The sequence below is a fragment of the Pseudoalteromonas sp. genome (assembly GCF_018402495.1).
In the GTDB taxonomy this organism is placed as follows: Bacteria; Pseudomonadota; Gammaproteobacteria; order Enterobacterales; family Alteromonadaceae; genus Pseudoalteromonas.
This window is the reverse complement of record NZ_JAGYIU010000001.1, coordinates 455,647-478,245: the sequence shown is the minus strand read 5'-3', so window position 1 is coordinate 478,245 and position 22,599 is coordinate 455,647. Positions and strand designations below refer to the sequence as shown.

The 22,599-nt window shown below is 39.1% G+C and carries 14 protein-coding genes and 1 tRNA gene; 2 read left to right on the top strand and 13 right to left on the bottom strand.

Features of this window, described 5'->3' with window-relative positions:
• Nucleotides 1-158: 158 nt before the first annotated feature.
• From KG708_RS02260 to KG708_RS02200, 13 genes are all read right to left on the bottom strand, one after another.
• Entirely contained in the window at nt 159-1,859 is a 1,701-nt protein-coding gene (locus KG708_RS02260) for a LeoA/HP0731 family dynamin-like GTPase (protein WP_213607900.1), read from the bottom strand.
• The gene (locus KG708_RS02255) at nt 1,859-4,054 is read right to left on the bottom strand and encodes a hypothetical protein (protein ID WP_213607898.1); all 2,196 of its coding nucleotides are present in this window, start codon (nt 4,052-4,054) and stop codon (nt 1,859-1,861) included. The genes KG708_RS02260 and KG708_RS02255 overlap by 1 nt, the downstream gene beginning before the upstream one ends.
• 14 nt (nt 4,055-4,068) lie before the next feature.
• A complete protein-coding gene (locus tag KG708_RS02250) occupies nt 4,069-4,317 on the bottom strand; it encodes a hypothetical protein (protein ID WP_301002947.1) in 249 nt (82 codons plus the stop codon).
• Nucleotides 4,318-4,321: 4 nt separating this feature from the next.
• Complete coding sequence (locus KG708_RS02245) at nt 4,322-7,138, bottom strand: helicase-related protein (RefSeq protein ID WP_213607897.1); 2,817 nt, start codon at nt 7,136-7,138, stop codon at nt 4,322-4,324.
• Nucleotides 7,131-9,092: a hypothetical protein gene (locus KG708_RS02240; protein WP_213607895.1), complete on the bottom strand. Its 1,962-nt coding sequence runs from the start codon at nt 9,090-9,092 to the stop codon at nt 7,131-7,133. The genes KG708_RS02245 and KG708_RS02240 overlap by 8 nt, the downstream gene beginning before the upstream one ends.
• 33 nt (nt 9,093-9,125) lie before the next feature.
• The gene (locus KG708_RS17775) at nt 9,126-10,220 is read right to left on the bottom strand and encodes a restriction endonuclease subunit S (RefSeq protein WP_213607893.1); all 1,095 of its coding nucleotides are present in this window, start codon (nt 10,218-10,220) and stop codon (nt 9,126-9,128) included.
• Complete coding sequence (locus tag KG708_RS02230; RefSeq protein WP_213607891.1) at nt 10,217-11,887, bottom strand: class I SAM-dependent DNA methyltransferase; 1,671 nt, start codon at nt 11,885-11,887, stop codon at nt 10,217-10,219. Before KG708_RS02230 ends, KG708_RS17775 begins: the two co-directional genes overlap by 4 nt.
• Before the next feature lie 334 nt (nt 11,888-12,221).
• Nucleotides 12,222-13,010 (bottom strand): virulence protein RhuM/Fic/DOC family protein, encoded by a 789-nt coding sequence (locus KG708_RS02225; RefSeq protein WP_301002946.1) that lies wholly within the window; start codon nt 13,008-13,010, stop codon nt 12,222-12,224.
• The gene (locus tag KG708_RS02220) at nt 13,011-16,454 is read right to left on the bottom strand and encodes a DEAD/DEAH box helicase family protein (RefSeq protein WP_213607889.1); all 3,444 of its coding nucleotides are present in this window, start codon (nt 16,452-16,454) and stop codon (nt 13,011-13,013) included.
• 70 nt (nt 16,455-16,524) lie between these two features.
• Nucleotides 16,525-17,661 carry a CRISPR-associated ring nuclease Csm6 gene (gene csm6 / locus KG708_RS02215; RefSeq protein WP_213607888.1) on the bottom strand — a complete coding sequence of 379 codons (1,137 nt, stop codon included), beginning with the start codon at nt 17,659-17,661 and terminating at the stop codon, nt 16,525-16,527.
• Between the two features lie 253 nt (nt 17,662-17,914).
• Nucleotides 17,915-18,004, bottom strand: a tRNA-Ser gene (locus tag KG708_RS02210).
• A gap of 175 nt (nt 18,005-18,179) precedes the next feature.
• On the bottom strand, nt 18,180-18,614 hold the full coding sequence (gene tnpA, locus KG708_RS02205; RefSeq protein ID WP_087532237.1) for an IS200/IS605 family transposase: 435 nt from the start codon (nt 18,612-18,614) through the stop codon (nt 18,180-18,182).
• Nucleotides 18,615-18,947: 333 nt separating this feature from the next.
• Nucleotides 18,948-20,474, bottom strand: coding sequence for a fumarate hydratase (locus KG708_RS02200; RefSeq protein ID WP_213607886.1), 1,527 nt, complete (start codon nt 20,472-20,474; stop codon nt 18,948-18,950).
• 166 nt (nt 20,475-20,640) lie between these two features.
• Between KG708_RS02200 and pabB the strand changes: the two genes are divergently transcribed.
• Together pabB and KG708_RS02190 are read left to right on the top strand one after the other, a co-directional pair.
• The gene (gene pabB, locus KG708_RS02195) at nt 20,641-21,999 is read left to right on the top strand and encodes an aminodeoxychorismate synthase component I (RefSeq protein WP_213607885.1); all 1,359 of its coding nucleotides are present in this window, start codon (nt 20,641-20,643) and stop codon (nt 21,997-21,999) included.
• Nucleotides 21,992-22,567, top strand: a complete 576-nt coding sequence (locus KG708_RS02190; RefSeq protein ID WP_213607884.1) for a CoA pyrophosphatase — start codon at nt 21,992-21,994, stop codon at nt 22,565-22,567. Before pabB ends, KG708_RS02190 begins: the two co-directional genes overlap by 8 nt.
• The last annotated feature ends 32 nt before the right edge of the window (nt 22,568-22,599 follow it).

The following is a 22,599-nucleotide window of genomic DNA, read 5'->3' as shown; positions in this document are numbered from 1 at the left end:
AAGCCACGCCACCCGACATTAATAGCGAATCTACATAATCTAAAAAACCAATAAAAACACACCCAAGTTAGGTGTTTTCATCCAAAAGACAAAAAGAAAGCGATGCATATAATACATCGCTTTTGATATGCTTTTGCAATCAGCTAAATTTTTTACAATTATACCGCTTCAAATTCTTGCTTAATCTTTTCACCAGTCATGCGCCATTTATGAAAGTTATCACGCTGTTCGGTACGCCCAGCTAAATTATTTTCAAGCTCAGTTACACCTTTTTCAAGCTCGATAAACGACTGAAAAAACTTCGAAACAAATTCATCGCCATTTATTAGTTCTAAAAGCTCCGCACGCTGGCTATTAAAGTTATTAACCATCTCTTTTACTGCTGCTTGAAATTTTTCTTCTCTTTGAACTTGTTTGTAACTGTCCCAAGCTTCAAAGGCGATACCAACAGCAGCAAATACACCATTCATAGCATTAGCTGCTTTAACTGCACCCCAAGGCTTAAATTTAAGTAAATTAGACAAATCCATACCGACCAAACCAGCAATACTTTTTATTCCATCTCTAGCTGCAATAATAGACGTATTGTTAATTACATTGCTTTTTACAAGTAAATCCACACCTTGCTTTCCGTACCCAAGCACAGCATCATTAAAATGGTTTACCTCTTGTGTAAAGCTTGATGCCATACTTTTTACTTCTAAGTTTGCAGAGCGTAAATAGCGATCAAATTCACTTTGTAATCTTGATGAAATAACAACCCCACCATCACCTACTTCTCGTTGAAAAAACTGATTAAATGTCTCTAAGTCAGTACCTTGAACTTGCAAAATCAAGTCTGCAAAATAGCTTGTTACAAAATCACGCAACCCTACACGAGAATCTGAAATTAAACCTTGTGTTTTAGTTAACTTTGTTTTCATTGTATCTACGACATCAAGCATTTTTTCAACCTCTTGGCCTAGCTTTTTGTCGTTTTCAATGGCCAGCGGTAACTCTTCATTGAGTACATCTCTAACAATGCTATTTTTTGCCTCAACAACAATACTTTCAACGCCCCCATTACTGGCTACTTTTTCATTTGTAGCAGCTTGCAGCGACTCAATGTGAGATAGCTGTTTAAACTTTTCAAGATTATCAAGCCAATACTCAGTTCCCATATCAAAAGGGTTAGCAGCAACTGCAACAACAGACAAACTATCAGCTTCGCTTTCATCAAGGTTTATTAAGTCTTTTAAACGGTTAACAACATTTTCTTTTTTTACATTTAAGTTTTCGTTGTATTCATTTATATCTTCAACATCGGCCACTTCATCAAAGCGACTTAATACAAATACCGTTCTCGGTAATATATTAAGCGTTCTAAATAACCACTGTAAGTCTTCTTGATGGCTGTCTTTAATAGGGTTAGTCGAATTCATAACATATAAAACTAAATGCGCTTCGCTCACATATTTTTTAGTAATATCTTTGTATTTTTCTATTGCGGAGCTATCTGCATTTATTTTTTCTTTAAAACCAAAAAGTCCAGGAGTATCAATTAATTGAAGACCATTACTAACATTGTAAACAGACACCGCATCAGACGACTCCTGCTGACTAATATTCATTGTTGATTGATCTAAGCGCTCCATCCATGCTGCAGCAATTGATGTTTTGCCTTCTGAAAAGCCACCTATTAAAGCTATTTTTAAATTATCATCAGAAAGTGACTTAATAGCCGTATCTAATTTATTAACTAAAGATGAGTCAATATTTATACCCAACCCTTCACCCTGAAGTAAAAAAGCATGCAACTGGTTTAATATATTAAGCGTGCTCTCTTTTTGAGTATTAAACGTTTTTAATGTTGCTTCCATTATAATTCCTTGTCTAATTGTCTTGATGTTTTATGAAGTTTTTCAATTGAAATTGAAAGTATCTTATTAATTAATGCAGTGTGTTTAATTGGAGTTTTTAAAGAAAACTTTATGGTATCAATATTTTCCTCAAGCTCTTTAAACGCTTCGTCTATATTTGTTTTTGCCGTGCTTTCAAGCTCGCGCGCAATTTTGTAAATATTGTCATCCGTTGTCTTTTTCTGCTGAGACTTTTTATAGCTTGAACTAAAAAAGCTGCCTATTGATTTTGCGAATGAAATTACTACTCCAACAGCTCCTATAGCAAGCGCAGCTATACCAACGCCAGACAAGGCTAGTGCAACCGCACCAACAACTGACCCAATTATCCCAGCTACGTTAAATCCTTTATCAATATCTACAGATATACTAAAATTGCTTGCAATTGTATTGGTTTCAAAAGATGAATAAGCATCTAATAATTCACCTGCATGCTTTTGAAAACGCTCCACAATGCCTTTAACCTCTTCACCAAACTCATTAAGTTGAATATTAATTGCCTCTGGTAGGCTTTCATCGAACTGACTTTGCGATCGACTAATAGCTCTTTTAAGTTCATATTTAAAATCATCATTGCTTATATCATCTTCAATTTCTGAATAAACAGATTTACGCACTGATGATTTAAATTTATCAACACTCGTACCAACTGAAGTGAGTAACCTACTTTTTAAGCTACTTAAAGCAATATCTAATTGTTCTGAAGCAGAGCCTATTTCTTCCTTTAATTTAGTGTGTAATGGTTCAAATTTTTCATCACGTAAAGCCGAAATACTACTACTTGCTCCCTTTAAAACTTGGTTTGCTTTGTTAAAGTTGGCTTTAATGATTTTAACTTTATAGTCTTTTATTAAATCGCTAACTAAAAACTGTTTTAAGTCAGTAAACCCGCAGTAATCCAATAAATGCTGTTCGCTATTATCCTTCAAAAATTTTTCTTGACGTTTATGATCTGCTGAGCCCGCTACTAAGCAGTTTGCAGCAGCAAGGTAACCCACTAAACCACATACACTTTTAGTACCTTGGTAGTTTTCGCCCAATTGCTCCGTCATTTTAACGTCAAGCTCAGCTAAACTGGCTAGTTCACTTTCGCTAACAAGTTGACTTTTTTGCAGCTGCAAAGGGTTAGTAATACGTTTATTGTAAATACTATAAACTTCAGTTTGGTCACCTAAGTGCTCTTTTATTTTTTCTAACGTACCTTTGTTTTTATCATCACCTGTTTGAGGTGCAGCCGCTTTAGAAGTTACATAAAATACAGCATGCGCTTTGTGTACTGCACTCCAAATACTTTCTCCTACTTTTTCTTCTTTACCTTCAATACCTGGCACATCTAAAACAGTAAAGTGGCTTTCATCTCCCTGCATTAAGTAAGATTGGCTGTCTAAAGTAAAATCAGAACGGCCATCACCAATAATAGCCCCGTCAGCATAAGGCACTAACTTTTCTAACTCGCCTTCCATATGCTCTAGTTTCAAACATGCAGCGTCATAACGTTCGTTATTATCAGACACTTCGTTTTCTGCTCGGGCAACATTATCCTCAAGTATTAACTTTGTACTTTCAAACTGCTCTTGTTTAGTAACTAGTTGTGCCTCTTCAGGGAGCTTACTAAAAAAGTGCCAAATCTTTTGAAAAATATTAAACGCTGCAAGCTTAGAATCTATAGCTTTATTAAGCTTAGTTAGTTCGCTATTAAGACAGGCAAGTTTTTCAGCACTTTTGTCTTTAACACTATTTAAACCTTGCTCTAATACAATTTTCCTATCTTTAAGTTCGGCTATTTCTTGGTTAATTTGTTCAAATGACACGCTATCGATATTTAATGCTTTAGCAAGCTCTTTAAACTTATTTTGTGAGGAAACTTTTTGAGGTTCTGCTAGTAAAATGCGCAGCGTTTCAATAATAGTCGATTTACCTGCATTTGTTTCACCATAAAATGCGACTGTAAACGTATCCCATTCTGAGTTAGCTTTTAGATTATCTAATTCGCTCGCAATATTAGCATCTAACTCATTAAGTAAATTGCGGCTAAATGTGGCTATTTCCTTATCTGTAGTTTCAACTTCCGATGCATCAATTGTGTTAATCAAATCCCTAATCACACTTTGCAGCTCTACATATATTAAATCCGGTTTTATATCTTTAAAAATCACAAAAATTCCTTATTTTATTTTTTAATATTCATCTTTAAACTAATGGGTATAAACGTAAAACGGCTATTCGCCTCACAAACAATGATTGTTTTTTCACGGGACTTATAGCTGTCATCAATAATCTGCAATTGCCAGTTAAAATTATCGCCGTCACTAATTAGGGTATTTACCCCCGCTTGTTTACCAGAGTCATATGGCAAGCGAGGTAAATCAGCCTTTGAGTATTTATTAAGTGCGTTTGAAGCGCAAAGTTGGAGTTTCATAGATTTAACCAAACTTACCAGCAGCTAAATCTTGAACTCCTTCGGGATGCAGTAGTCTGTTTGCTTTTTTAGCTAAAATACTAAACACTACTTTTTCAAGTTTGGCATATGCCATTTTGCTAGTGGTATCGCTTACCTGTAGTGCTGAATAACTTGCTGGTGTTTTAAGCCAATCACAAAACGCTTGTGGATTAATTTCAATATCATTATTAGCATTTAAATGAGTAGCAACTAGCTCCTGCCTTTGTCTTGAACCAACTGTATTTTGCCATTTCAAATATGAGCAAAGTATTGCGCCATCAATATCTTCGAGACCTTTTACAGCTGCGGTTAAGCCTCCAAATTCATATGATTTAGCCTTTTTTAATAAATACTTAAAAATAAAATTATCTAAATCCATCATTTCACAATTACCACGCCTTGCGTACAAGGCTCTATCAAAAGTAATTTCCCACCGTGTCTTTCTTACCCCTAATTCCGCAGCGTATTCTTCCGGTAACTTTATATTCCATATTAAGTTTTTATGCGTTGTATCAACTATTTCAACACCTAAATATTCAAACATACCCACCGTAAAAGACTGCACATGTTCAGAGGTTATATTTAGCTCCTCTTTCATCTCATTTGGGTCATACCCTGCAGCGTGCTCAAATAATTCACGCTGTTTATATGCTGAACTTTTTGCTTTATTCAACGCCTCTTCAATACGACCACGCGTTCGTGTAATACCATCTCCAATCGCATCCTCTAAAATACTTTCAACATCAACAAGGTCTGCAATTTCACCCATTATATCTTCGCCCAACCGTTCGTTATATTCTCCGCTCAACGTTGATAAGTCGCCAACCACTTGCTCTATTCTTTCTTGCATTAATTCCATTATTTGGTCATCCATAGACTCAGGCGAATACAAGTTAAAAACCACAACACGATGTTTTTGTCCATATCGATAAAGCCGACCTATTCTTTGCACTAACCGCATTGGGTTCCAAGGTAAATCGTAATTGATCATAATGTGGCATTTTTCTTGAAGGTTAATACCTTCACCGCCCGCTTCAGTCGATATTAAAAATTGACCTTCACCTTCAAACCTTTCTATGGCACTTCTCCGGTCATTATGCTTCATAGATCCATTAATTAAGTCGACACATCCCATTCCCAAACTCTGCTCTAAAGCATTTTTTAAATATTCTTGGGTTGAGCGATACTCTGTGAAGATTAAAACTTTCTCAGCCCTATTACTGGCTAAAATTGAAGGTATTAAAGTATCTGTAAATTCTTTTAGTTTAGGATCACATTGCAGTACTTCTTCGCTTTCTGCAATTAATACATCGAGTTGTTCAAGCTCACCTGCAAAAAACTCTTTATTTTTTAAACTCAAAACTTCATTTTCTTCTACTTCGCCCAAATAGCGTTCATCTTCAAAAAACTCACTATCTTCATAAAATGACTTTGATGCTTCAATTAGGCGCAATTTTCGATTCCTAAGGGCTTTGTTAATAGCCTTTGCACTCGAAGCAGCAAGTTTTCTATAAACAGTCATAACAAAGCCAATCGCATAACCGGTTTGCCCCATTTCATTAGCAGTTAAATAACCCTTTCTTAAATATGACTGAAGCGACTCGTCAAATGCCCTCATTGAATCATCATGAGGAACTCTAATTGCTCTAGTCGTTTTACCTTTAAAAATAAAATTCCCTTCAATGTCAGTTACATCAGATTTATTATTTCTAATCATCATTTCTGAGAGAATTTCAGGGTTTAATGAAAGAGTCTGTATTTCTTCTTTTTTATCTGGGTTAAGTAACATTAATAAACTTTGAAACTTATCTGGTTTACCTTGGTGAGGCGTTGCACTTAATAACAGCATATCCCTTGTTTTTGATCGTAAAAAATTTGCTAATTGAAACCTATGGGATACATCAAACTGTAATCCATACTGCCGTCTACTTAACCTATGCGCTTCATCAAATATCACCAAGTCCCAGTCATCAGCCCTGAGTAATTTATCTAAATGTCTCTCATCTTTAAACTTATCTATTGAGCCAATAACATATTTATACATACCCCATTCACGGGCTTCTCCAATTGAAAAGTCAGTGTCATATATTCTGAAATCGCTTAATTCGAACTTATGAAATAGCTCTTCTTTCCATTGAGTGGTTAAGCCTGCAGGGGTAATTAATAAGACACGCTTTGCTAGGCCGCGCTGCTTTAGTGCATTAATTAGCATGCCTGTTTCAATAGTTTTACCTAGGCCTACGTCATCAGCAATGAGCCAGTTAGCGTGGCCCGATGCTAAAATATGATGCACTAAATGCACCTGATGCGGTAAAGGATCAATATGCATACGGGATAAAGAACCAGTATTCTCATTCCAATTTTCAATAGCGTGCGCCAATACTTTTAATCTAAACTTTTCAGGTGAGGTCTCATCACCAAAATCTTGTGTGCAGAAGCGGTGCTTAACCCCTTTTATCCAGGCTAGTCTTTCAAAAGGTAGCCATAGAGTTGTGCCTGTGTTTGAAAAACTAACCAATACTTGATGAAAGCCTGCAATTTCCTGTGTTTTAAGAACAACACCTTCTCCTAGTGATTTTTCACTATTCGAAACTGGGACGTGCTGCACTTCCATACCAACCTTAAAACCTGAACCAACTGATGAAAGTAATTCTAATGTTTGACGACCCAGCGCCGGCCAATGGATTTTTAAAGTAACCCCATCTAAACCTTCCATAACTTGCTGCACTAACCCATCACCCAACTTTTCATGCCTAACCCAACAACGCTTTACGGGCTTTAGTCCATTATATTTATTCATAGTTTTTATCCTTTTCATCTTCAGGCAAGAAGCTTCTAAAATACTCGAGTAAATACTCTCGAGTGTATGTATCAGAGGTGTAGTAACTTGGTTGCGCATTTTTAGCTAATAAATCGACACCATACTCATTTAATTTTTGCATCTCTTCAGAATGCGTTTGACTCGCCCAAAGCTCATCAACATGATCATAATCTTGTGCATTACCAAAGCCACCAATAGAGGAAGTAATATTTCTTTCATTCAACCGATAATTAAATAAATATTTTATAAAAGCAGGAAAACACAATCTAAGGATTTTATGGTCGTACCAATAGTCAAATTCCTGTTCTAATAAATCATATACTTCTTCAAAGCTTGGTAAGTCATTAAAAGTTCTAATTAAACGAAGTGCCTGTCTCCAGCTAAAGTGACGATATATTGCATCCGTTGACTCGCCAGATACATAAGCTTTAGAAAAGGCAATCCAATATCGAGGAGAGTCTAGCCATAAATTTTTAACTTCGAATGCAAGTATTAACTCATCTAACGTTGCACCTGCTGCAACTTCTCGCTCTAATGCCCTTTTTGCATTAACCCATCCTTTTATGCAAAGTACTTCGGTTAAAAAAGGCAAAGCACTGCGCTCCCAATCAAAAGACGTTATCAGCTCTGCAGCCAACGCTACAGCGCGATCTTCTTGAGTAAGCGTATTATCGAGTGGGCCACTATCAGAAACATCTTCAACTTCATCAGCAAATGAGTCATCCCATAACCCATAGAGGTCATCATTAAATGTATCAAAACTATCTTGTTCTAATTCAACACTTCCATCAAAGTCAACTAAATCACCAAAGCCTTCAATCTCTAGGTCACCTTCAATTAGATCCTTACCTTCAAGCTCACTAGGTTCATCACTAATAAAATTAACATTGCTTTTCGTAAGTAAAACCGTACTCATGGCCTCAGTAAAAACAGGTTCTTTAACAGGTTGCTCTACTATTTTATTTTGACTACTCACTTCATCAGTAGCCGACTGCTTGGCATGTTGTAATTTACTTTGCAGCTCACTAGTATCAGGTCGTAATGGCTTACCTGCCTCTTCTTTTAAAGCGCTTAAACTCTCACGTTTAGTTTCTTCATTCAGCGCTGAGGTACCATTATTATCAAGGCTTTTAATTTTTGATTTAACAACTATTTTAGGTATTTGCTGAGTATCTGCAGATTGCGATGTGTATTTACCCTTTAAAGTTAAAACAGCTCGCTTAGGTTTTTCTTCAGGTGCGTGCTCAATAGAAGGCTGAGTGTTAGTAAGATCAGATTTTACGATTGGTTGTACATTTTCTGCCTCTGAGTTATTTGCACCAAATGTTTGTTTAGGAGGCTCTCCAGTATTTTTATTTAAACTCAATACAGGCCTTACTAATTCAACTTTTTGGAGACCACTCAGTTGGTGGATGGTAGTTAGATTGTTATTTTTCTCAATATGGTCTGCTGCTATGACATCACTTACTGTTGTATTTTTAGCAGGTGCTTGATCAGTTAACTTATGTTTAAACGTTACTTTGTTCTTAGGTTCTTTTGTCTTATCTCGTTTTAAGCTCAATACCTTTCTTTTAACAGGCTCTAATGGCGTTTCATCATCAAACGAATACTCGGCCTCCATTAAGTTAGTTTCTTGTTCCTCCAAAAAGGTTAAGTCTGCTGATGCAGGGAAATCATCAAGGTTACTTTTTATTTCTTGTTCGGGCTCTTTGCTAAGTGTTTTAAACGATATTTTACCAGCACGGTCAAAGTCTCCCACTTTATAATAAAGCAGGGTAAGTGTATTAAGTACCTCAAGCGAAAATGGCATTTCCTTCTGCCAGTGCTCTAATAACTTAATCGCGCCTTTAACATCAGCTTTTCCAACTAAGTCAGCGGCTTGTTTTAAAACTTCATTTTCGGTTAGGTTGTTATTTAATTTACCTTGGGCCATTTAACATCCTTGTTCTTATTTTTATAAATAGCGTTATAGTTCACCAGCAAAGGCTTTTTGGCTTAGTGAGTTAAAAATATCATTAGTGCTTTGCGATGAATGAATATTTTTACTAATAATTAACTCTATTTTATTTACTATCTTATCGAAGCTAATTTGCTTAGAAATATCTGGCAGTGGAATAGAGATTTGCAATAAATCGACTTTAGTTAAACTCGGGATCGTTACTGCTTTATTTAATCGTTCAAAATCGAAAAACTTACAAAACCAATATAAATAATTAAATGATAGCATTGATGGTTCAGGTACTAAACCAAATGCTGTATCCACATTCCAAAAGTTTTCTTTAACTAGAATCGGTTTGTTTATATTACCTTTACGTCCAATAATCACACTATTCTGCGGTGTTAAATAATCTGATGCTCGTCCCATTTCTCCGCCGGAGCCCATGATTGGGTATGCACCATTTTTTGATAATACTGCTTTTTGATTTTTTCCATTAACAATACTTAATACATCTTTCCACGATTTAACTTCCCATCCCTTAGGATTTGTAACCGGATCACCGAACATGTCTAGGAATACGCTGCGGAGGAAGTCGTCGGCGAGTTGGATGGCTTGTTGGCGTTTGCGGCGGATGGCGTCGGCTTTATCTAAAATCGCGGCTATGCGTTTTTGCTCGTTCAGTGGTGGTAAGGGGATTTCTAAACTTTTCAAAAAATCTAATGTGATTCCTTTTACTGTTGCCCCTTTACCTTCTGAATCAATAAATTGAGACTTAGACTCTAAGAAACGAATTAAAAAGTCACGATCAACTTTCGCCTCATCATTAATAAATAATGCCTTAAGATCCTGGTTAATCGCCATATCTACAGTGTTAATTGTAAACTTACCCAGAGCCATTCTTGTTGCAGTCAGAATAGTTCCTGCAGGGATAATATTGGTAGCAGAATTATTTACACCCAATTCAGTGATTGTATCTACAGTTTTAGATATTTTGTTGCTTTTTAAATCTTTTACAGAAGCCCATGGAATATTTCCATTCCAATAGCCCTCTATTTTTTTACTTGGTGTTCCACCACCTTTTATCGTGACTACTTCACCCAACTTAACTAAAGGCCAACTCACAACATGCCCTCCAGCTCTTTCAAATCAGCCAAGATTTCATTCTCCAAATCCACTAATTTACTTAAAATCTCTTTTGGCGGTTCGTACGTTTCTTCTTCGTATACCACTTCTTTGTAGCGGTTGATTGAAAGATCATACTTATTAGCGATGATTTCATCTTTACTGACGAGAAACGCTTTTTGGGTTTTGTCTTGCCATGTATTTAATGCGTTTTTTTCGGCTGACGCATTTGTTTGGGTCGCTTTTTTGTCGGAAAGCTTTTCGTCGGGCTTTTCGTCGCAAGGCGCACCTGCGGCGCTTTTCCGACCTACGTATTGTTTGTACTGTGCTATTAGGTCGGGTAAGTCGTTGGCTTTTATTGGCGTGCGTTTGTCATCTAAGCTAAAACCGTCGGCTTGCACGTCGTAAAACCATACGTTATCGGTGCTGCCGCCTTTGGTGAATATGAGTATAGCGGTTGAAACGCCAGCGTAGGGTTTAAATACACCACTTGGCAAGGATATAACCGCCTCTAGCTGGTTGTTATCCACCAGCATTTGGCGCAGTTGTACGTGCGCTTTTGATGAGCCAAAGAGTACGCCGTCGGGCACGATGGTTGCCGATTGGCCGCCTACTTTTAGCATGCGCTCAATCAGGGCGACAAACAGCAGCTCGGTTTTCTTCGTTTTTACTTTACGTAATAACTCGGGGCATACGTCTTCTTCGTCTAGGCTGCCTTTAAATGGCGGGTTGGCGAGTATTATGTCGTACCCTTCTTTGGCCTTTTGCGGGTAGTGCTCTTTAAAATTTTGGCTTAGGGTATCTTGATAATGAATGCCCGGTTGTTTAATGCCGTGCATTACTAAGTTCATGGCAGCTACGCGTAGCATGGTGGCGTCAAAGTCAAAGCCGTTGAACATGTTTGTATCTATATGGCTGCGCTGCTCTGGGGTAATTAAATCGCCTGAATACAGTAAGTTTTCGAGCGGTTTACCGCTGTCATCAAGCTGTATATTGCCATTTACATCGAGCATTGGCTCGCGGTCGATGCCCTCAGGTGAGGTATATTTTTGTAACAGGTATTCGTAACTTACCGATAAAAAGCCGCCAGTGCCGGTTGATGGGTCGCAAATTTGACTGGTGACATCGGGATCCATCATTTCAACCATGGCGCGTATAATGTGGCGCGGGGTTCTAAATTGGCCGTTAATGCCGGCGGTGGTGAGTTTACTTAATAAATATTCGTACAAATCGCCTTTGGTGTCGGCGTTTTCAAGCGGGAGGTCGTTTACCATTTCAACCGCTTTTACCAATAAGCTTTGCTTTTGGATCATCAATTGTGTGTCTTTCATAAACTCGTTAAATATCGCGCCTTCTGGCGATACGTCGTCTGAGGTTTTTGAAAAATACGGAAACAGCTCGTCTTTAACCCGTTTGTATAACTCTTCTGCCCCTAAATGGCGCAGGTTTTGCCAACGAATATGTTGTTCGGCGTCGTTAAAGCGGCGGTTAAATGGCTTGTTTGTGCGAGCGCTGCGTTTTTCGTCGGCTTGCTCGTTCATGTCGAGCATACGGGCGTACATTAAAAAGGTAATTTGTTCTACTACAGTTAGCGGGTTGGTGATGCCGCCTGTCCAAAATTCTTCCCATAGTTTGTCGATTTTACTTTTTAAAGGTCCGGTGATCATAGTTTTCCTAGTATGAGCGCTTTATTACGCTCGTTGTATTGGTTAAATTTTATATCATGGTGTCGGATGACGCTTTGCCTTATCCAACATCGTCGAATGGCGCTTCACTTATCCAACATCCTCGGATGACGCTTTGCCTTATCCGACATCGTCGGCTGGCGCTTCGCCTTATCCAACATCGTCGGATAGCGCTTCGCCTTATCCGACATCGTCGGATGGCGCTTTGCCTTATCCGACATCGTCGGATGGCGCTTTGCCTTATCCGACATCGTCGGATGGCGCTTCGCTTATCCGACCTACGTTTTGTGCTATTTAATTTTGGCTTAATAAATTTTCAATTAAGCGAATAATGGTGTCTTTTTCTTTTGGGTTTGACTCTGCGACTAATAAAGTAATGGCCGCTAAGCCTGTGTCGTTTATTACCATCACTAAACGGTTGGTTTTTAACAGCAAAATATAATAAATGAGCCGCTTTACTTTCTATGCTTGGGTAGGCAGGTTCACCGAATACGGTTTGATATAATGCCCCCCAAATATCGATTTTTGCATCATCAAGTGGTGTAAGTGACCCGCCTAATTCACCTTTAGGGGAATTAAGTAGCCCCTCGTCGTACTGTTGTAGCCATAAAAAGGTTTGCGTGTAACTGGCAATTATATCGACAAGCCCTGCACCAAACTCACTATTTTGTGGCAAAACAGCAATACGTTTAACAAGTTGTAATGCGTTATCTAACTCTGTTGCATTTTGCGCTAATCGCTCTTGATTTAAGGTGTAGCCTTTTAATAAGTGCTGCTTTAATGTTTTAGTTGCCCACTGGCGAAAGCGCACCCCATTTTTAGATTTAACGCGATAACCCACAGAAATAATAACGTCGAGATTATAATGGCTTACTGTATAACTTTTACCATCTGAGGCAGTTGTCCGGAAATTCCGGACAACTGCCTCTTCTATTAACTCTTCATCTTTGAAAATATTACGAATATGTTCAGACACTGTACGTTTGTTTTTATCAAACAGTACAGCCATATCTGCTTGAGTAAGCCATACTGACTCGTTCTTTAATGAAACTGATAATTGTAATGCACCATCATCAGATTGATAAATTTCTACTTGATTAGCCATTTACAGCCTCAGCTCTTTTTCAACAGATTGATTTTTATTGCCTAGTTTTACGTCAAACTGTTTAATAAATTGCTCTATTACGTCGGCTTGTTGTTGGCTAAATACGCCATCGAGCCCCATGTCGTGTATTTGGGTAAAAGGTGCCTCGTAAAGCTGGGCTATTTCGATTGCGCCGTGGCGAATCAAGTGGTTTTTTAACATACCAATAAAGCGCTGTTGTTTGGCATTTACATGGGTGTGTATTTGCTGCACAAAGGTTGTAAAGCTCTGCTCTATGGCGTTTTTATCCATACCGACTATGGTACGCAATATTTTGTCTAAGCTCGCGGTTGATTCGGGAAAAAACTCTTTTAAGGTGTTTAAATCTACATTTGGGTTTTGCGTATGCACTAACGAGCTTAATTGCGCTAAATCGGCTTCGGTTACTTGTTCGCCGTTGCGAATTTTTTGCAGCACGCTATCGGTTTCAAATAACGGGGTGAGTGTTTTTTCTACCTCTTGGCGATATATTTGATAATCAATAGAGACTATTTTAGTGGGTCTGTCGGTTTCGCGTATTTGGTTTGCGTCTTCTTTTATGTCGAGCACAAACGGTATTGGCGGCGGCGTTATGTCTTTATTACGCAGGTGTATAATACTGCGTAAATTAGTGCGGCTTTGTTCAAGCGCTGCATGGGTTAAGTACTGCCAATATTGCTGTGTTTGTATTTCGGCTATTGCTGGCGCTTTTGCGCGCACTTCGTTTAAGTGCATTTGTAACGATTCTACTTTGTTTATAACGCTTTGTTTGGCTAAATCGATTTGCGACGAATCGGTTAATAACAAAGTTTGAATGGTGGTTAGCTCAAAATCAAATTTATACGCTTCACTTTGCCCCATTATGTTACGCCATTGCATAAGTGGTGCGATTTTTTCGAGCAGATCGCTCACGACCTGTAGTGCAAATTTATCAAGACGTTTTAGATTTTTGTAAGTTTCGACTACTTGCCAGTTGTCGCGCACCGATATTGACTCCATTGGCAGTAAGCAAATATCATCGTGAATTAATTTAATTGTTTGATCAAATACATCCAAATTGGCTTTTTTAAGCGCGATTTGTGCAAGGGTTACCCGCGCTTCAAATAGTTTTTGCAGTAATGATTTAGCTTGTTTTACGTCTTCTTCTTCTGGGTTTTCGTCAAAGTATTCAAAGTTTGCCCAGTGGTCGAATATTAAAAAGTGGGTTTTGTGCTGCCCTGGGCCATAGAGGTTTTCGCATAGGCGTGTGCCTCGGCCAATCATTTGCCAAAACTTTACTTTTGATTTTATGGGTTTGGCAAATACCAGGTTTACGCACTCGGGGACGTCGATGCCGGTGTCGAGCATATCGACCGATACGGCTATGCGTACGCTGTTTTCGTCGCTTGATTTAAAGTCGTCTATTAGCTCTTCAGCGCGTTCGTACTTTGAGTGAATAACGCGACAAAAATTAGCACCGTGTTGCGGGTATAGCTCGCTAAATAACTGCGCCATTAATTCGGCGTGGGCTATGTTACGAGCAAATATGATTGTTTTACCTGGGAGCTGTCCGTCTTTATCGCGCAGGCCTTTTTCCATTAAATTGCGTAGTATTAGCCTGTTGGTGTCTTTATTTTTAATGGCTTCGTCTATTTGTTTTGCGTCAAAGTCGAGCTCGTTCGGATCAATGCCTTGCTCTTCTAGTTGGGCTATTTGCTCATCGGTTAGGTTGTCTTTTTTAATGCCTTCGCGTAAAAACTGTGTGGTGTAACTTACAATTTTGTAAGGCACTAAGTTGCCTTGCTCTATGGCGTCTTCAAGTGGGTAGTTGGCTGTGGGTAATTTGTAGTCACACCCAAATAAATCACAGGTTGAGCGCGATACCATTTCAACCGGTGTGGCGGTTAAGCCGACTTCGAGTGCGTCAAAGTATTTAAAAATATCGCCATAAATATTGTAAATTGAACGATGTGATTCATCAGCTACTATTAGGTCAAAGTAGCCTACGTCGTACGTGTTCATTATGCGCAGCATGCCTGGGTAAGTGGCGATAAAGACCCGCGCACTGGCTGCGGTGTTTTTAGCGCTTTTGCCTACAATGTGTACGGGCTCTTTGGTGAATTCGGTAAAGGCGTTACCTGCTTGTTTACGCAGCTCTTTTCGGTCACATAAAAACAGTACGCGCTTCGCCCAGCCGGCATCAAGCAGGCGCTTGGCAAGGGCAATTGATACCCGCGTTTTACCTGTACCGGTGGCTTGTACAATAAGGGCTTTGCGGTGTTTGTCGCTAAAGCGCTCACACACCCGGGTTATGGTTTCCATTTGATACAAGCGCCCTGCTACATTTGTATCAATCGGCGTAGTGTTTAGATCTTTTTTAAGCGTGCGCTGCTTGATTAAGTACTGCAGAGAATCTTTTGAATAGTAACCGTATAAGCCACGGCTATTATAGCCTTGGGCATCATCTAAGATTTTTATATCCCAGCCATTTGAATAAAAAATAATGGGGCGTTGGTCATATTGTTTTTCGAGCGCGTTGGCATAAAGCGTTGCTTGCTGGCGACCTTTTTCGATGTTTTCACGGGCGCGTTTTGCTTCTATTATCGCAAGTGGTTTGCCGTCGTCATCCCATAAAACGTAATCAACATAACCTACACCTGTTGTTGTAGGTTGATCTGTTACTTTTACTTCTTTGCCTACGTCTTCTGTTGATTCGTCGTCAAGTGCTACATTCCAACCTGCATTACGTAAATCTAAATCGATAATGCGTTTACGGGTTTCGTCTTCGTTAAAATTAAAACTTGAGTTAACAATTTGCTCATTTCGAGTTTTAACCAGAGTCAGCTTTTCAGCATCAATAGTTTGTTTTAGTTTTGCAGCGTGCTGCTGGGCTTGTTTTTGCGCAAGCTCTGCGGCTTCTAGTTCGTCAAGTGCGCGTTTTAAACGGGCTTGGTTCTCGGCTAGTTGTTTGGTGAGTTGCTTGTTCTTTTTTGCAAACTCGGCATCACTTTGATTAGTGGGCTGTGTTTGCTCAGGCGCTTTAAACTCGGGGCATTCTTGTTGTGTGCCATTGGCATAAGCCATAAATAAGTACGAGGCTACAAAGTAGCTTTCTTTTAATATCCAAATAGCTTGTTGTTGATCAACTTTGCCTTCGTGGGCTGCTTGATTACCACTTTTACGTATGGCGTGAAGCTTATCGGTTATTAAACGCGGAACGGCACTGGTAAAGTCGTCGGCTGTGAGTTTATCGAAAATATTAGAAGTGGGTAAAACAGGTAAACGTAATTCGGTATATAAATACCCTACTACTTTTTCTGCAAAGCAACGTAATTTTACCAATGAGCTTTGTGGATCGCTAATAGCATAGCCTTCTGCAAAGGCGGCAAGTTGGTGTAACTCTGGCCATTGTTGCTTTATGTGTTCAAAGTTCATTGATTGCTTCATTCTCAGTTACTTCCTTATCAACTAATTTACCAAACTTATTTATTTTTATGCGTTTACAAGCTTGTGAAGTTTAAGCCGTTATATTTATTTTTATGTTATGTTTTTGTGCACTCAATGCATAGTGCGTTGTAATGCCTTGTTTATTAGAGCTGATCTCTATTTTAGAGGCCAGTTCATTTGGTAACACTTTGTTTATTTTATTGTTTATGCGACTACGTGTTTGTTGCACAAAGGTTTTTTCCATACATTTTAACGTGCTGTGTAGGCCATCTCTAAAATCTTCTGGCTCTATTGCAAATGTATCACGAAAAACACGTAAATCGCTGCTATTTTGCTGTAAAAGCGTTAAATATTCTGTGCTGTAGCGCAATGTTTCTTCAAAATCACGGCCCACTATCAATGCTGCTTGTTCACTTTGGCTGTATTGGTTTAGCCATAAATAAAAGGCGCATTCTTTGGCGGTAAGTTTAATGTCGATACCTGCAAAGGTGAGTGTTTTTGCTTTTGCGTTTACCTCTAGGGTTAACTCTTTTTTATGTGCAGCATTTAAACTGGCCACTGTTTGGCTAAACGAGGCACTTTGCATATTAGCAATGAGGGTTTCGTCGATTGATTGGCGCATCCGTACAAATGGGATTTCAGCCAGCGTTACCTCTGCATTAATACAATCTACTTGAGTGCCGTTTTTACCGTTAATAACTTGGCTGTAAGGCGTTGGATAGTAAAAGTCTTTTACAAATTCAAATTCGTCGTTAACAAATACGTGGCTAAGTGAATCTTGCTCACGACCTAGTAACGACATTGCATAACCTAAATAAAATGCCATGGTTTTACGACCACCGGCAATTGATGCATGAATGCTAATATTGGGTTGATTCGTTAGTTCAAATACTTTGCGGGTGATAAAGTCGGCCATGTAGGTTTGTTCTATTTCAGATTTAGCATCATTAATAGGTTGGCCTTTATCGTCTTCTATAAGCCATATGTTTTCATCTTTAAGGCTTATAGCAGGCAGCTCATAGTCTGCTATTAATTTAGCTAAGTGACCTTGCGTAAATAGCCCATAAGTAAGCATAGCCTTGGTGCTTTTTGTAGTAATAACAAAAACATCTTCAGGCATAGGCTTACCCTGCAGGTGAAGTGCAAAAAGCGTTTCGGTTAGCACTTGCGGGCTTGCACCGGTAACTATTAGTAGTACATTCTTCATTAATTGTCCCTTTATGGAAGAATTTCTTATAGTACATAAATTACATAATTAATGAAACTTGTTTAAACCCTATGAATTAGCTAATAAAAAATTAAAAATCTCATGGTTTTTATTTTAAGTTTATCCAACATCGTCGGATGGCGCTTTGGCTTATCCGACCTACGTTAATGATATTGGCGGGGGGTGGGCAATAGTGATTTATATTTATTACAGGCACAAAAAAGACGCCTTGAGGCGTCTTAATATTGAATAATGGTGGAGAGAGAGGGATTCGAACCCTCGTTAGGGATTAACCTAAACACACTTTCCAGGCGTGCGCCTTCAGCCACTCAGCCATCTCTCCACAATGTTGCGTTGCAACAGCGCGCTATAGTATGAAATACACTTGCTTGGTGCAAGGCCTTTTTAACATTGCGCTTTTAACTGCTTAATAATCAAACTAACCACTCATAAACAAGTAAAAGATCCACCTTCTAAAGAAGGTGGCTTTGAATTAGCCCCCTAAAAGGGGGCGTTGTTTACTCCAGTGTTAACTGAGCTTGCTCTTGTCTCTCTTCTTTCTGCTGATGCCTGACATATCTCCGTATTACTTCTTCATTTATGCCTACCGTGTCAACAAAATACCCTCGCTGCCAAAAATGATTACCCCATAACTTATTCTTTCTTAAGTACGGATATTTACTAAACATTTTTAACGCTATTTTACCTTTCAATGCCCCCATTAATTTTGAAATTGACAGCTTTGGTGGCACTTTTACTACTAAGTGTACGTGATCTATTTGTACATTCAGCTCAACAACTTTGCACCCAAGCTGTTCACAATAGACCTGAATGCATCTGTATACATCCCTGCCTACTTTGTTTTTAAGGATCCTAAATCTATATTTCGGTGTCCAAACTATATGATATTGACATCGCCAATACACATGCGATGCTTTCTCGTATCTACTCATGTTTTTTCCTTTTGTGACTTCGCTAAAAATCAACCTAGGAATTAACATGAGTACTTTTTACAGGCAAAGCCTATTTGATGATAACCACCTACTGAAGTAGGTGGTTTAGGGGCTGAAAATAAAAAGCGACCACACAGTGCTCGCTAATATGATTGCTTTTTAAGTAAAAGGTTTATACCAACCTGCATAAATAATTGAACAATTTAACGAATTAAATCACCCTATAACGTTGTTAAAATTTTTATTTAGAACAAATAGATATCAAAAATTTTGCCTAGTTATAGAGTAATTTTCCTATCGTTAAAATAGATCCCATATCCAATCAGACTGGTATTACTTCAATTTGCTGTCTAGCTCTTCTATTTTTGCTTTCCAAATAGCAGGGCCTTGCGTGTGAGCATTTGCTCCTTCACTGTCTACGGCAACTGTTACTGGCATATCTTCTACTTCAAATTCATAGATAGCTTCCATACCTAAATCTTCAAAGGCAACAACACGTGCTTTTTTAATTGCTTTAGAGACTAAGTAAGCCGCACCGCCTACAGCCATTAAATACACTGATTGATGCTTTTTAATAGACTCAACCGTTGCAGGGCCGCGTTCAGCTTTACCAATCATTCCCACAATGCCGGTTTTTTCTAACATCATGTCGGTAAATTTATCCATGCGTGTTGCCGTTGTTGGACCCGCTGGGCCTACCGCTTCATCGCCTACTGCATCCACAGGGCCAACGTAATAAATAAACTTGTTATCAAAATCAACACCTTCAGGTAAACCTTCCCCTGAATTGATCATATCCTGAAGACGTTTATGAGCAGCATCTCGCCCTGTTAAAATAGTACCTGAGAGTAAAACGGTTTCACCCATTTTCCATTCTTTAGTGTCTTCTTTGGTAAGGGTATCTAAATTAACACGGCGCGTACCCTCACCGACTTCGAAGGTTACTTCTGGCCAATCTTCTAGTTTAGGGGCTTTTAAATTCGCTGGGCCTGAACCGTCAAGGGTAAAGTGAACGTGGCGCGTAGCAGCACAATTTGGGATCATAACCACTGGCTTTGACGCTGCGTGAGTAGGCGCTGTTTTAATTTTAATATCAACAACCGTGGTTAAACCACCAAGGCCTTGCGCACCAATACCTAATTTATTCGCACGTTCAAAAATTTCTAAACGCAGTTTTTCTTCTGTTGTTTCTGCACCGCGCTCAATAAGTTCATGAATATCAACCGGATCCATTAATGACTCTTTAGCCATTACCGCTGCTTTTTCTGCTGTGCCGCCAATACCTATACCTAGCATGCCTGGTGGACACCAACCGGCACCCATAGTCGGTAGCGTTTTTTCTACCCACTCAGCTACATCGTCAGATGGGTTTAACATCACCATTTTACTTTTGTTTTCTGAGCCGCCGCCCTTAGCAGCGACCATCACTTCGACTTTATCGCCTGCAACTAAGTCAATGTGAACCACTGATGGCGTATTATCTTTAGTGTTTTTACGTGTTCCCGCAGGATCTGCAACAATCGATGCACGTAAAGGGTTATCTGGATTTAAGTACGCACGACGCGTTCCCTCATCAACCATTTGTTGTACTGTTAAGTCGGTTTTATCCCAATTAACATCCATACCTACTTTTACGAAACAAGTGATGATCCCGGTATCTTGACACAGTGGACGCTTACCTTCTGCCGACATACGCGAGTTAATTAAAATTTGCGCAATCGCATCTTTAGCAGCTTTACTTTGTTCTTTGTTATACGCTTTCTCTAGTGCTTGAACAAAATCAAGAGGATGGTAAAACGAGATGTATTGCAAGGCATCTTCAATGCTATCAATAAAGTCTTGCTGACGAATTGTACTCATAGTGGTTCCTTAAGTTGTTGTTACTCACGCAGCACGTAAGCGATATCAAACCCGTGACGGTGGTTCGAACTGTTTTCAACTACAGCGCTCACTAAACGCTGCCAAATAAATTTGACTTATGATACCCTCCCAGCCGTTTTGGAGCCAGTTCTTATAGGGGTAGTAAATGCTAAACAATAAAAAAAATTGTGTTGAATTAGCCATATCGCAAAATTGTATTGAGGTATTTTCGCATTTTGCTCATTTACCTTACGCCATTTTATTGGATTCGGGTGATAGTGATCATATAAACAGTCGTTTTGACATTATTGCGATTGACCCCCAGAGCACCCTTGAAGTCGACAATAATCAAAGCGTTTTTAATGACCAGCCCAACATAAAAAGCTGCTTTGAAATAATGAATAATGAACTGGCAAAGTTAGACAGCACTAAAGCCGCCAACAACTTACCTTTTAATGGTGGCTGGCTGGGTTATTTTGGCTATGATTTAGGCCGTACTATAGAGCAACTACCAAGCAGCGCTTTACACGACATTGATTTACCGCAAATGGCGGTTGGACTTTACCTCGATGCACTGATTTACGATAAACAACTTCGCACGTGGTTTTATGTTTCACAGCCCAATGTAGATCGCCTTTGGCTGTATGAGCAATATTTAGCGCAACCAACTAAACACGAAAGCTTTTCGCTTACCTCGCCGTGGCAGTCAAATATGAGTCAGACTAGCTATAGCGAAAAGTTTGCCGCCATTGAAGCGTACTTAAAAAGCGGTGATTGTTACCAAATTAACTTAGCGCAGCGTTTTAGCGCGCATTACCAAGGCTCTCCTTGGATGGCCTATGTAAAGTTAACTCAGGCTAATAAAGCGCCTTTTTCTAGTTTTATTAATCATCCTCAGGGCGCTATTTTATCAATTTCACCCGAGCGTTTTATTGCAGTACACAACAACAAAGTAGAAACAAAACCGATTAAAGGCACTTTACCTCGCAAAGCAGATGCGCTTGAGGATACAAAACAAGCGACCTTACTGGCAAATTCCAGCAAAGACCGCGCTGAAAATGTGATGATTGTTGATCTGCTTAGAAATGATTTAGGAAAAGTTGCTAAACCAGGCTCCGTTATAGTGCCCTCGTTATTTGCAATTGAAAGTTTTCCGGCAGTACACCATTTAGTAAGTACGGTCACCTCAATCCTTGATGAGGGAAAAACAGCGGTTGATCAACTGGAAGCTGCGTTTCCTGGTGGTTCAATTACAGGTGCACCAAAAGTACGTGCCATGGAAATAATAGAGGAGCTAGAACCACATAGGCGCAGCATTTATTGTGGCTCTATTGGTTACATTAGCGGTTGCGGTAATATGGACACCAGTATAACCATTCGAACTTTAATCACACATAAACAACAAATACATTGTTGGGCTGGCGGTGGCATCGTTGCTGATTCAAAAGTCGAATTGGAATATCAAGAAACTTACGATAAAGTAAATAAAATACTTCCTATATTAAATGAAGGTCGCTTTGAATAGTGAAACCATTTCGGCTCGTTTTCAATTAAACCGCAGTTTAGCCGTTGATCAACTCAAAGATAATAAAAAAAAGCGCGCAAGCGCAGTAATGCTGCCATTGATTGATATAGACAACAAAGCACATATTTTATTGTGTAAGCGACCAACTTATTTACATCACCATCCAGGGGAGATTTGTTTACCGGGTGGTAAGTTTGAAATTGATGATGTTAACCTGCGCAACACCGCACTGCGTGAATTACATGAAGAGCTTAATATTGCCCCGCAAAATGTCCAAGTGTTAGGTCAGTTACCTGAATATTCTACCCTCACTGGCTTCACTATACGCCCTTTTGTAGGCTTAATTAAAAAAGAAACAGTGTGGGAAAACGACCACAACGAAGTGCAAGCTAGCTTTTTACTCTCTATAAAAGCGCTGAATAACGAGGCTAACTGGCAACCTTTGCCCTTTGAACGAGGTGGAAAAATCATTACCTTAAATGGCTTTATCACCCCGCATGGGCTTTTGTGGGGAGCCACAGCCAGCATTATTAAAAACTTTACAAAACAACTCGCCATACCAGTTTAAATCTTTACTAATAAGGGTTACACACCTGCGTT